The following is a 12,982-nucleotide window of genomic DNA, read 5'->3' as shown; positions in this document are numbered from 1 at the left end:
AAGAAAAATAGATGCATTAAGCATCTATTTGATTTCTGTGAGAATATTCTCCACTAATCTAGTTTTCTCTAGTTTTAATTCCCTTAGTTTTATTTCTCTAATAAGATTATTAAGTATTGTCATTTGTGAAAAATGTACATGCTCATTTTCGTCAAAGTGCATATACTTCATCTCATTTATTTGGGCAATAGCTTTTTCTAGTAGCTCCTCATCATCTAATCTCTTATATTGTCTAAACTCTAGTACGATTGCATATCCCTCCCTATTGAATAGAATAATATTATTTTATTCAATAAAGAGTACAAATATAGCTAATTCATTTTATTTACTACTGTTCTTACATCTCCGATTAAATAAAGGGAACCTGAAAAAACAATAAGGTCATTTTCATTTGCAATTTCAAAAGTTTTTTGTACTGCTTTTTCTATATTACTTTCTATGATAATATTATTATTATATTTTTCTATTTTAGCTGCTAAATCTTCTGCCTTCATGGCTCTAAATATATTTGCCTCCGTAACTACTATCTTGTCTGCAATAGGAACTAGTTCTTCTATCATATGATCAACATCTTTATCTGATAGTATAGCCACACCTAATATGAGCTTATCATATTTAAATATACTGTTTACAGTCTTTTTAAGTGCTTGTATACCTTGAATATTGTGGGCTCCATCTATGAGGAATGTAGGATTTCTTCTTAGTACTTCTAGCCTTCCACTCCATTTTGTTTGCTTTAAGCCCCTTCTTATGGCATCATCTGATATGGATAAATACCCTTCATCTCTAAGAGCTAATACAGCTGTCAAAGCAGTAGCTGCATTCTGTGCTTGATGTGTTCCAATAAGCCCTATTTCCAAATCAGACATTTTAGTATTTTTATATTCAAAATTAAACTTGCTTCCAAATTCAGTAGTTTCTATAACTTCTAAGTTTTCTGTAGGTACAAATGTTAACTTAGCATTCTTCTCTTTTGCAACCTCTAGTATAACGTCCTCTGCTTCCTTGTCTTGGGGATAGCAAATAGCAAATCCATTATCTTTGATTATCCCAGCTTTTTCATAAGCGATTTTACCTAGGGTATCACCTAGTATATCTGTATGATCCATTGAAATAGTTGTAATTACTGATGCTATAGAATTTTTTATTACATTTGTAGAATCATACCTACCTCCAAGGCCTACCTCAAGAACGACAAAATCAGCTTTTTCTTCCTTATAATATTGCATAGCTATGGCAGTTACTATCTCAAACTCTGTAGGATGTGCCATACCCTTATTTAGCATTTCGTCAACTTTTTCCTTCACAGCTAATGTTACCTTAGCTAAGCTATCATCACTTATGTCTTGATTATTTATTCTCATTCTTTCATTAAATACCTCTAAGTATGGTGATGTAAAAAGCCCTACTTTATACCCTCCTTCAATAAGGATATTTGCAATAAATGATGATGTTGAGCCTTTTCCATTAGTACCTGCTACATGTATAAATTTTAGATCATTTTGAGGATTACCTAATAACTCTAGTAACTCACTAATATTATGTAGCCCAAGCTTGCTACCAAATTTTTTTGTCCCATGTATATACTCTAAAGCTTCTCTGTAGTTCATTTTCTCACTCCTGTAAAATTTATCTACTATATTGTATAACTATTTTTTATTTTAGACAAGAGTTCCTGTCGAAAAATCGGGTTATATCATAAAATACTAACTTTACTTGTTGAGATAGTTAATTAAATTTCAATTAAGTTAACTAGCTCAACAAATTACCTAGTTAGCGTTAAACAAATAGGGTACAAATAAATAATTGATGAAAATATGATAGTACACTATAAACAATGCATATACTTTATAGCTCTGTGGTTCGTCAGCTTCTTTCTTATATATATATGAAACAATCCCAGCTAAAGCTGCAAATAAAAATGGTATCATGTGTTTGACTAAATTTAAAGTAAGAAAGTCAGGCATAATATAGGACTTCCCATAGTAAAAGTCTATGGATATAGCTTGGAATATTAAATGAATTATCATCCCTATGATTAAGTATAGGTTATACCTCTTCTCCATTGCACTATTCCACATAAACATGCATAATAGCCAAATAATGGAAGGAAAGATGCTAAATAATCTTGCTCCAACTGACACTATTAATAAGTTAACTATGTGAGGTACTTCTTCTGCAATAGCATCTTTAATATCCTTAGTTGTTATATTAGCATGATTCTCTATAACAGTCCTATCATTGCTTGTACCCATAATTATAGTTGAGCCAAAGCCTCCCGACTCGTTCCATAATACATAATCAGTATTATTATCTCTCAAGACAACTACTTGATTAGACCATTTTTTTGTATTTGATACTAACTCAGCACTTTTAAATCCATCCTTCGTAAGATTAAGCTTAATAACATTTGAACTAGTTGCTCTAACATCTAGGTTGCTTGGTGCTGTTGTAAATACTGTTAATCCCTCTTCTTCACTATCAAATATAACAGGTTTGCTTGAAAAATACTGAACCTTAAGGTCTATAGCCCACTTAGCTTTTATCTCTTCAAATGACTCCTTAGTATCTTTACTATAACCATTAATCAAATAAGTATAGCTAGTCTTATCATCTCCTTGAACAGATGAAATAGAATAAACATAATCTTCATCCACAGCTAATTCTATATCCTTAATTTGATTCTTTACTTCTAACAAGGATGTCATATAGACAGATTTTGCCCATTTATTATCCTTATATTCAGTTATATAAACCTCTTTATTGGAATTCTCTTCATTATATATTGCTGTTTGTAGATATATAGTATCATTGTTAGTTATAATATTAACCATCTGAATATTACTTAAATCAGACGGTCCTTCTAGCTCAATATACTCTCCACCTTGCTCTTTATAGAGGGCCACCTTCCCACCTGAAAGTACAACTACTAAATATCTAGCATCCTCAGCTACTTGGAAATCTACCACATTTTCATTAAGCTTTACTACTTCTCCAAATCTTTTGCTAGCATCATCTAGAGTTGATGTATATAAGGCACTCTCTTTATTATCTCTCCAATATAGATTGTTGCCTATAAGCTGAATATCATCAGAAGTAATTGTATTTATATTAAACTTATCTATACTAGCTTCATATTCTTCTTTAATTTGCATATCTTTATTTAATTTTGTTATTTTAAGTATCTCTTTTCCATCCTTTATAGGAGCAATAATTAGTATATCTCTTTCACTAGTCATACCTGCAACAATTTCTCTTGTAAATGGAGTTGTAGTGACCTCAATCCCCCTACTCCAATTAGGTGATGGCTGTCTAGCTATGATTGTTGCATTGAAGCTTATATGAATGAAAGAGATAAATAAAAAAGTAATTATAAATATTAGAAAAAGCCTTAAGGAAAACTTTCTTTTTTTCACTGGAACTGCACCCCCTATCTTTTATATTTTATCACATTCAAACTTTATTGAATATTTTAAAGGTTCAGATTTTTATGAACTTTTATTAATAAATGAAACATGAAAACTCATCAGCATTATGTCAATACTGATGAGCTCCACATTTTTTGTATCTGCTACTTTCTTAAGCTAGCTAATCTGTCTAATACTTTTTCCATCATTTGCTGGTATTTTATTTCCTTCTCTTTCTCTTGTTCAATTACTTGCTTTGGAGCTTTACTTACAAAGCCTTCATTTGAAAGCTTGCCTTTTACTCTTTTGATTTCCCCTTCAAGCTTTTCTCTTTCCTTTTCTAGTCTCTCTATTTCCTTCTCTATATCAACTAAATCCTCTAGAGGTAAGAAAATTGTACAATTGCCAACTACGGCTGACATAGCATCATCACTAATATTTTCCTTGCTCTCTACTACCTCAATTTCTGAAGCAGATGCTAGAGTCTTAAAGTATCTTTCCGATGAACTAAGTATATTCCTTAGTTCACTATCTGTAGTCATAAATATAGCCTTTGCCTTTTTAGAAGGAACTACATTCATTTCAGCTCTAATATTTCTTATGCTCTTAACTGCTTCCATTATGAATTCTATAGCCTTTTCAGCAGCTTTATAGTCTTTGTTTTCATCATATACAGGCCAGCTCTCAACAATTAGGTCATTAGTTTTTCCTGGTAAGTTAGCCCATATTTCCTCTGTAATGTATGGGATAAACGGATGTAGAAGCTTTAGAATATCCTTTAAAACTGATAATAGTACATACTTAGCTGTATCCTTATCCTCTTGGTCTTCACTAAATAGTCTTGGCTTAACCATTTCAATATACCAGTCACAGTACTCATTCCAAGTGAAGTCATAAATCTTTTGTGCTGCTATACCTAATTCAAACTTTCTCAAGTTTTCAGTTACTTCTTTGGCTACATTATTAGCCCTTGAGATAATCCACTTATCCTCTTCTGCAAACTGTAGCTTTGTCTCATCCTGAGGAATGTTAGTACCATCTAAATGCATTAGGACAAATCTAGATGCATTCCATAATTTATTTGCAAAGTTTCTGCTAGACTCAACTCTTTCAATATAGAATCTCATGTCGTTTCCAGGCGTGTTTCCTGTAACTAGAGAAAATCTCAAAGCATCTGCTCCATATTGCTCTATTAAGTCTAATGGATCTATTCCATTTCCAAGTGACTTACTCATTTTTCTTCCTTGAGAGTCTCTTACAAGTCCTGTGATGAACACATTCTCAAAAGGTATATCGCCAACGTACTCTAGTCCTGAAAATACCATTCTAACAACCCAGAAAAATATTATATCGTATCCTGTAACTAGTACATCTGTAGGATAGAAATATTTTAATTCCTCTGTGTTTTCTGGCCAGCCTAGTGTGGAGAATGGCCACAATGCAGATGAGAACCAAGTATCTAGAGTATCTGGGTCTTGAGCAATGTTTGTACTTCCACAGCTGCATTTTTCTGGTTTCTCTCTAGAAACTATAACCTCATTGCAATCCTGACAATAATATACAGGTAGCCTATGTCCCCACCACAATTGTCTAGATATACACCAGTCTCTAATATTTTCTAACCAATGTAGATAAATCCTTCCAAATCTATCTGGTATAAACTTAAGCTTTTCTTCTTTTAAAGCTTTAATTGCAGGCTCAGCTAATGGCTGCATTTTAACAAACCATTGTTTTGATATTATTGGCTCTACTACTGTACTACATCTTTCGCAGTGACCTACGTTATTGGTGTGATCTTTAGTTTCAACTAAATATCCTTGTTCTTCTAAATCCTTTATTATTTCTTTTCTAGCTTCATATCTTTCTAGTCCACTATATTTACCACCATGTTCATTAATATGTCCATAGTCATCCATAATCTTAAGTTGACCTAGGTTGTGTCTTGCGCCAACCTCAAAGTCATTAGGGTCATGTGATGGCGTTATTTTAACAGCTCCTGTCCCAAATTCCTTTTCAACGTATTCATCAGCAATTATTGGGATTTCTCTATTTACTAATGGAAGAATTAATGTCTTGCCTATTAAACTGCTATATCTTTCATCCTCAGGATGTACTGCTACTGCTAAGTCACCTAACATAGTTTCAGGCCTTGTTGTAGCTATAACTATGAATTCGTCACTATCTTTAACTGGATATTTAATATGCCAAAGCTTTCCCTGAGACTCCTCATGCTCAACCTCTGCATCAGAAAGTGCAGTACCACAGCTAGGACACCAGTTAATTATTCTGTCACCTCTATAAATTAGTCCTTTTTCATATAGCCTAATGAACGCTTCTTCAACAGCTTTACTTAAACCCTCATCTAAAGTAAATCTTTCCTTTGACCAATCACACGAAACTCCTAGCTTTCTTAGCTGATTTCTAATATTCCCGCCATACTTCTCTGTCCAGTCCCATGCTTCTTCAAGAAACTTTTCTCTTCCAAGTTCATATTTGTTTTTTCCTTCTGATTCAATTTTGGCAACTACTCTCGCCTCTGTAGATATACTAGCATGGTCAGTTCCTGGAAGCCAAAGAGCCTCATATCCCTCCATCCTCTTCCATCTAGTAAGTATATCTTGGATAGTACCATTAAGTGCATGACCCATGTGTAGGTTACCTGTAACGTTTGGAGGTGGCATCATAATTGTAAATGGCTTTTTCTCCTTATTTACATCTGCTTTAAAATGACCCTTTTCATTCCAGTATTGATAAATTCTTTCTTCAAATTCCTTGGGATTATATGTTTTAGCTAATCCTTCGCTCATATAAAAAACCTCCTTGTATTAGTCTTTTAGTTAGCTTTTACTTACCGAATATCATTAGTAATGTTGCTGCAATAGTCAGTCCTAAACCTATTAGCTTAATCTTTAATAAGGATTGTAGTGTAGTTATCTTGCCTCGCTTAAACAGTATGTCAGAGCCAAAAATTATAACTGTCCCTAAAATAATTAAAAGCATACCTAATTTTAAAATCAAGCCAATCACATCCTATAAATAATAAATGCCCTCCGTCACATTATAAGGACGAAGGGCCGTAATCGCGGTACCACCTTATTTCCAGATACAACGTATCTAGCTCTCATTAAAATAACGGCTACAACCGTTCAAGCCTACTATATTTTCAGCTTGAAAGCTCAGAAGCTACCTTCAGTAAACATTGCCTAGTAAAGTCTTTCAGCCTATGGACTATACTCTCTATGTAGGTTATTTACTTACTCCTCTTCTTCATTGCAATACTATATTAATTTTTATTTTAATGATATATAACAAAATTAAATTTGTCAATAGGATTTAATGTTTTTATTATCCTTCCTAACTTCTTTGAAGCCTAATAGGTAATTGATAAAAGCTGTTAGTGTAAGTACTACAGCTACTAATATAAGTATAAAGTTAATTGTATCTGGAAGATTAAAGGCTATTGATAATATAGCCACATAAAAAGCTATAGTAGCAACTTTCCCAAACTTATTGGCAGGAATAACTGTTTTATCAACATTATAATAAAGAAATAATGCTCCGATTATCATTAATAATTCCTTTATTCCCACTACTATTATTACCCATATTGGTAAATATGATTTACTAGTAAAGCATATAAGTACTGTTAGCTGCATAAGCTTATCTGCCAAGGGATCCATGGCTACTCCCCACTTAGTTACCATATTATAGGCTCTAGCAATATAACCATCCAACACATCTGTAATACCTGCTAAAGCGAATACAAGGGAAGCATACAACACATTATTCTCTATTGATGAATAAAATACAAGCACAAAAATCGGAATCAAAAAAAATCTTATAGTTGTCAAAGTATTAGGTATGTTCATATGTCACCTCAATTAAGTTATTTATAGCACGAGCTGAAAAAGAAGATTTATATAATATTATATTATTATGATGAACAGGATGACTCTACATCAATATAATTCAGAAAATTTAGCAAAAGCAAGCTTCAAAGAAGCAAACCTAGTTTTAACATTTCAATAAAGACTATATTTATTACCTTTAAGGTAGCAATAGTAATTTTCTATTATATATGTATATAGTTAGGTTTATTTCTTAATATTATTCTACTACATTATATGAATTTCCTGCAAAATTTCTTAATTTATTATGTTTTTTAGGTATCAGAAATATGTAGGTATGCAATTTTCATTTTGTAACCTTTCCTGAGTAAATGAATATTATAAAATTAATCTATTTGTAAAATTAGGAGGGATAAAATGACAAGACTGAAGCTAGTTTCTATAGTTTTACTTATAACAATTTTAGCATCTACATTTTTGGTGGGATGTCAAAAGGACGACACTCTAAAGAATATAAAGCTAATTGAGGTAACCCACTCAGTTTTCTATGCACCTCAATACGTAGCTATTAACAAAGGATTCTTTGAAGAAGAAGGCTTAAAAATTGAGCTTATAAACGGAAAAGGTGCAGATAAGTGCATGACTGCAATACTCAGTGGTGAAGCAGACATAGGTTTTATGGGACCAGAAGCAACTATATATGTATACAATTCAAATAAAGAGGATTATGCTGTTAACTTCGCTCAATTAACACAAAAAGATGGTTCCTTCCTAGTAGCTAGGGAGCCAGACCCTGATTTTAATTTTGATAAATTACGTGGTAAATCTGTACTTGGTGGACGTAAAGGCGGGATGCCATATATGACTTTAGAATATGTAGTTAAAAACCATGGGCTCCAACCAGGAGTAGACCTTGAGTTGCGTACAGATGTACAGTTTGAAATGATGGCTGGTGCATTTACTGCTGGAGAAGGTGATTATGTAACACTATTTGAACCAGTAGCCTCTCAGCTAGAGAAGGAAGGTAAGGGCTACGTTGTTGCATCTATTGGTCAGGAAAGTGGATATATTCCATATACTTGCTATAGTGCTAAGAAGACCTATATTGAAAAGAATCCCGACATAATTCAGAAGTTTACAAACGCTATTTATAAAGGTATGCTTTGGGTTCAATCACATTCAGTAGAAGAAGTTGCAGATGCTCTACAGCCTCATTTTGTTGAGACTGAAAGAGAAATATTGATAAGTCTAGTACAAAGATACAAAGACCAAGATACTTGGAAACCAGACCTTGTATTAACTGAAGAAGGTCTAAATCACATGATGGATATTATGGAGTTAGCTGGTGAGTTAGAGCAAAGAGCTGATTATGATAAGGTTGTGAATACTGAGTTTGCTGAAGAATCTATGAAACATATTAAATAAGTCTAAATAATCCTCAGATTATTATCTAGCCTTCAATACTATACCAATTGCTAATAAGGTGTATAATTAAGGGAAATGAGCATAAAGCCATCTCCCTTAACTTGATTTTACCTACTTTAGTGTTGTTTTTTGAATTACTAATTGTTCTGAATTATTTTTTGGTCTAATTAAACAATCATGCAAATTCCTCAAACAATAGCTATTCAAGCCTATCTAACCAAAAATGTTATTCTCTTGTATTTAAGTTTATTATTATTTTGCCATCAACTATCTCAAATAAACTATTTTTCTCAGATGATATCATAAATGTTTTATCGCTTACTAAGATATCTGCTTTAAATACCGAAAGCAATATACCTATTAAAATCATGTTTATTATAGTAGCTGTTCCTCCATAAGAAATTAGCGGTAATGTCTGCTGAGTTAGTACTGGTAGTCCAAGGTTACTTGAAGCATAAATTATAATTTGCATTGTAAAAGTAATTAGTGCTGAAGTAGATACCAATTTACCTAGAACACTTTTTTGCCTTGAACATAGAATAAATAACCTAATAATAAATAAGATTAAAACAGCCATTATGACAAAAAATGATATCCACCCAAGTTCATGAATTAAGTATGTTAGCAAATAATCAGTTTCTATACATGGTAAAGCTTTGGTAACAGGTAATTCTGCCAACTTAAAATCACCTTGTCCAATGAACTTAGCATTAGTTATTATTTTTCTTGTTATTGTTGCAATCCATCCAGAACCCCTGGGATCAAGAGAAGGGACTACGGAAGTCATTAATCGTTCCAAGCGATAAGGACTACTAAATAAAATAGCAAATGAGCTAATAACTGTTGGAATGTAGATAAGAAGTATTGCATTTAATTTCTTTACATTAAACCATCCTTTTACAATAGCATATGTGAGTAAAATAAGACAAGCTAATGTAAATAGTACTACACTAGAATAATGTACACTCATAACACCTATAAACATAGGAATAGCCATGGAAACACCACTTAGAATAACCCCAAGATAACCTTTAGTCCTCATACTATAGATTATTCCAGCAAAAACTATAGGAAAAAGCAATAATAAGAACTGAGTATAAAAGCTTCTACCATTATATATTGGAGATAGCAACGTAGCTACAATAGTTATAGCATTAAAACTAAAGTAAATTGCTTTTGGATACTTACCTATAATAGTAAAATCCAAAAAATAGAATAATGCCACGCATCCAATTCCTATAATTATACTAAACACATTTTTCGAAAGAATCAATTGAATGTCAGAGTTATATGTAATGAAAACTCTTATAGCTATTCCGAGTAAAAGCATAATAGCAGTCATCACAATTACACTCCACTCAACTTTAGGTCTATATATATGGTCAAACTCAGAGCCAATAAGAACAGGATCTCCCATTTCCTTTATTGCTTTATTCGTTGCTGTTTCTTCATCTAATCCACTAACTATAAAGGCATTTTTTTGGTCGCTTATATGGTCTTCAATTTCCTTTGATATAACAGCATGTGCCTTTTTCCATCTTATTTGATCACAAACAGCGCTTATATATTCACTTACTTTATTGGATTGTTGCAAAATTTCCCCCTCCTTCTAAAACTTGATTAATAGCAGATGAATAACTTTTCCACTCTTCCTTTTTTTCAACAAGTAATCCTTTACCTTTTTTTGTAATACTATAATATTTTCTCACTCTAGCATTATCTGCATTTTTTTCATATGAAGTTATCATTCCTTTTTTCTCGAGATCATGTAATAAAGGATATAGGGTTCCAGCTTTTAGTGAAAAAGTATCATTAGACCTTTTTGCAAGTTCCTCAATCATCTGATATCCATACATGTCCTCGTCTTCAAGTAACTTTAGTATAAGCATTGCTGCACTACCAGTCAGCAAGCTTTTATTAATAGACACAATTCATCCTCTCCTTATATATAGATTACCTATATATAAGTATATATAGGTAATCTATATATGTCAATAATAATATATGACTATCTTTAGTTATTAATATCTCTGTCATTGTTTGGTTCTCTATAGGCAAATTAACCAAAAGATATCTTTTTACAAATGAAGTAGCTTCAATAATTTCATTTGTAATATTTATAATTTTCTGTATCAAAAACATAGTTTTATAAAGAAAATGTAGATGTGATACAACCTAATTTTGTTGAGACTGAAAAAGAAATATTAATAAGTCTAGTACAAAGATATAAAGCCCAGGATACTTTGAATCCAGACCTTGTATTAACTGAAGAAGGTCTCAATCATATTATGGATATTATAGAATTAGCTGTTGAGTTAAAGCAAAGAGCTGGTTATGAAAAGGTTGTGAATACTGATTTTACTAAGAAGGCAATGGAAAATATTGAATAAGACTAATTAAGCCTCAGATTATTTAATTTCCGAAGCTTAATTGTTTTAAGAACTGGTACTACACATTTGAGGGAAGGGAGGATTCCCTTTCCCTGCAAATAATATTGGGATAATCATAATTTTATATCATTGGTAGCGTAACTGGAATTATGCTTGTTAATAACAGTTTGATTTACTCCGCTGTTTTATTTATAAAATCAACTTTATATTGCCATTCGCCGTATTTTTGCTCGTTGTCAGTAATCGTTCCTTCTGTGAGGGTAATGCGGAGAACGATTGAGTCTGGACTATCCTCGCTGGCATGATCTTCAAACCATTCGAAATATTTTTTCATCTTTGCTCTGATTTCCGCATTTTTCTCATCTTTAACCCAGCCAAGATTCTCAGCCGTACCCTTAGCGGTGAACAAGTCTAATCCACAGATGGAAACCTCATTGTTCTTCTCAATCTCCAGCGTTTTGTTTTTCCAAGAAGCTGAAGAAATATAAAACATGCCATCTTCATAATATGCATTAACCATGCGGACAGAAGGTCGGGGATTACCGGCAGCATTCGGCGTCAATGATATTGTTGCAAGGGCAACAAGATTGTCCTTACCGTTTCCACAGAATTCCTCCATAAGTTTGATTGCGTTTTCATATTTGCTCATTTTTTAGTTCCCCCATTTAAAATATTTTTTTAAATTAAACACTTTTCCATTTATAACATGGAGAGTGTTTATTTACCTAAATAACACGATACCTCACTATCAAGCCATGTTTCAATACTCCTGCTGATATTTAATATTGAATCATCCAAAGGTATACGAAACCCTTGACAACCGCCTTTACAAGGTTCGTTACGCAGTTTCCTGTCACAGCCATATCCCCTTGCAATTTTTTCTTGTAAAGATAAAGGAAAACTTTTAATAATATCCGCATATTTATCTGTTTTTTTGGCTCTTATAACTAAACAATAGTCATGTCTCACAGATAATGCAAACTCCCATACTCTTTGCTGATATACATCCCGTGTGGATAAGACCCGTTTGCTATTCTTTATATATGAATAAGCAAAATGAACTTCAAATGTAGATATGATCGTTACACAGGTCATACCCATATCTATATAACGCTGATGTAATTCTAAGGCGAACTTTTGGACTTTTTCGGGTAACGGATGTAAAAAATCTTTCAAAACATCGAACACGTCTGTATCTTCTGCCTTTAATAATCTATAATCGCATCGTAAAAGATTATCGTGATTATTATCGTTCTTATACCTTTTTGTCCGCAATTCTATATCAGCAATCGCCATGGCTTTTAACCCCGCCAGCAAGGCAGGAGCATTTGGATATGATACTTCTAAATTCTGTACTTTAGAAATATTAGGCTTCTTTGCTTCTAAATCAATACCAGTAAAGACAAAACCACAGAGAGATAAAAACCGCATACATTCAATAAGATTAGAAACTGAGTTTTTAGCTTTCTCAATATTACCTTTCTCATCAACTGATGCGATAAACGATGGTAATTCAGCTATTAATAAAGTATCACCGCTCTCAGTCAGTTTACCATAATAACCTATGTCAGCTAACAGGTCTGTAACTTTATATAAAAATGGATAATCTGTCTCACTCTTTGGATTTTTTTGCGGCTTGACATATAAATGTCCGTCTGAGATTAAGCAGTCACAAAATAAATACAAAAAGTTCCTGAAGGCAATAACGCCGTTTCGTATATCTTCTTCCCTTGCAACGTTTTCAAACATAGGTTTCAGTGCATAAGTCTCAGGTATATTCACCGGTATCAATTTTTTTATGTATTTAGCTATTTCACTAATGGTTTTTTGCGTTACTGGACCACCGTGATGTGTACTCATTTTTTCGCTCCTTCTGTTTTTGATATTATACTGTTTCTAGTATATCAACAAT

12 protein-coding genes and 1 other annotated feature are annotated in these 12,982 nt (G+C 32.7%); of the genes, 2 read left to right on the top strand and 10 right to left on the bottom strand.

Features of this window, described 5'->3' with window-relative positions; all coding sequences use genetic code 11:
- Positions 1 to 24: 24 nt before the first annotated feature.
- From DW1_RS15460 to pgsA, 6 genes are all read right to left on the bottom strand, one after another.
- Positions 25 to 162 (bottom strand): hypothetical protein, encoded by a 138-nt coding sequence (locus DW1_RS15460; protein WP_159433550.1) that lies wholly within the window; start codon positions 160 to 162, stop codon positions 25 to 27.
- 149 nt (positions 163 to 311) lie between these two features.
- Positions 312 to 1,610 (bottom strand): bifunctional folylpolyglutamate synthase/dihydrofolate synthase, encoded by a 1,299-nt coding sequence (locus DW1_RS04600; protein ID WP_074349470.1) that lies wholly within the window; start codon positions 1,608 to 1,610, stop codon positions 312 to 314.
- Positions 1,611 to 1,769: 159 nt separating this feature from the next.
- On the bottom strand, positions 1,770 to 3,416 hold the full coding sequence (locus DW1_RS04595; protein ID WP_074349469.1) for a hypothetical protein: 1,647 nt from the start codon (positions 3,414 to 3,416) through the stop codon (positions 1,770 to 1,772).
- A gap of 155 nt (positions 3,417 to 3,571) precedes the next feature.
- Complete coding sequence (locus DW1_RS04590) at positions 3,572 to 6,214, bottom strand: valine--tRNA ligase (protein ID WP_074349468.1); 2,643 nt, start codon at positions 6,212 to 6,214, stop codon at positions 3,572 to 3,574.
- Positions 6,215 to 6,251: 37 nt separating this feature from the next.
- Positions 6,252 to 6,425, bottom strand: a complete 174-nt coding sequence (locus DW1_RS15455; RefSeq protein ID WP_159433549.1) for a hypothetical protein — start codon at positions 6,423 to 6,425, stop codon at positions 6,252 to 6,254.
- Between the two features lie 41 nt (positions 6,426 to 6,466).
- Positions 6,467 to 6,687: a binding site (T-box leader), on the bottom strand.
- 43 nt (positions 6,688 to 6,730) lie between these two features.
- The gene (pgsA, locus tag DW1_RS04585; RefSeq protein ID WP_074349467.1) at positions 6,731 to 7,276 is read right to left on the bottom strand and encodes a CDP-diacylglycerol--glycerol-3-phosphate 3-phosphatidyltransferase; all 546 of its coding nucleotides are present in this window, start codon (positions 7,274 to 7,276) and stop codon (positions 6,731 to 6,733) included.
- Positions 7,277 to 7,672: 396 nt separating this feature from the next.
- Here pgsA and DW1_RS04580 point away from each other — a divergent pair, with 396 nt between their 5' ends.
- Positions 7,673 to 8,680: an ABC transporter substrate-binding protein gene (locus DW1_RS04580; RefSeq protein WP_074349466.1), complete on the top strand. Its 1,008-nt coding sequence runs from the start codon at positions 7,673 to 7,675 to the stop codon at positions 8,678 to 8,680.
- Positions 8,681 to 8,906: 226 nt separating this feature from the next.
- On the opposite strand, the gene DW1_RS04575 is transcribed toward DW1_RS04580, so the two are convergent.
- The gene (locus DW1_RS04575; RefSeq protein WP_074349465.1) at positions 8,907 to 10,274 is read right to left on the bottom strand and encodes an FtsW/RodA/SpoVE family cell cycle protein; all 1,368 of its coding nucleotides are present in this window, start codon (positions 10,272 to 10,274) and stop codon (positions 8,907 to 8,909) included.
- Positions 10,258 to 10,608: a PadR family transcriptional regulator gene (locus tag DW1_RS04570; RefSeq protein ID WP_074349464.1), complete on the bottom strand. Its 351-nt coding sequence runs from the start codon at positions 10,606 to 10,608 to the stop codon at positions 10,258 to 10,260. Before DW1_RS04570 ends, DW1_RS04575 begins: the two co-directional genes overlap by 17 nt.
- Before the next feature lie 237 nt (positions 10,609 to 10,845).
- Here DW1_RS04570 and DW1_RS04560 point away from each other — a divergent pair, with 237 nt between their 5' ends.
- Positions 10,846 to 11,070 carry a hypothetical protein gene (locus tag DW1_RS04560; RefSeq protein ID WP_074349462.1) on the top strand — a complete coding sequence of 75 codons (225 nt, stop codon included), beginning with the start codon at positions 10,846 to 10,848 and terminating at the stop codon, positions 11,068 to 11,070.
- Between the two features lie 172 nt (positions 11,071 to 11,242).
- Here DW1_RS04560 and DW1_RS04555 read toward each other — a convergent pair whose 3' ends face one another.
- Positions 11,243 to 11,719: a pyridoxamine 5'-phosphate oxidase family protein gene (locus DW1_RS04555; protein WP_074349461.1), complete on the bottom strand. Its 477-nt coding sequence runs from the start codon at positions 11,717 to 11,719 to the stop codon at positions 11,243 to 11,245.
- Between the two features lie 68 nt (positions 11,720 to 11,787).
- Entirely contained in the window at positions 11,788 to 12,930 is a 1,143-nt protein-coding gene (locus tag DW1_RS04550) for a hypothetical protein (RefSeq protein WP_074349460.1), read from the bottom strand.
- Positions 12,931 to 12,982 lie beyond the last annotated feature (52 nt).

This window comes from Proteiniborus sp. DW1 (assembly GCF_900095305.1).
Lineage (GTDB): Bacteria > Bacillota > Clostridia > Tissierellales > Proteiniboraceae > Proteiniborus.
Note: the sequence above shows the minus strand (reverse complement) of the source record. Positions and strands in the feature narration are given on the sequence as shown.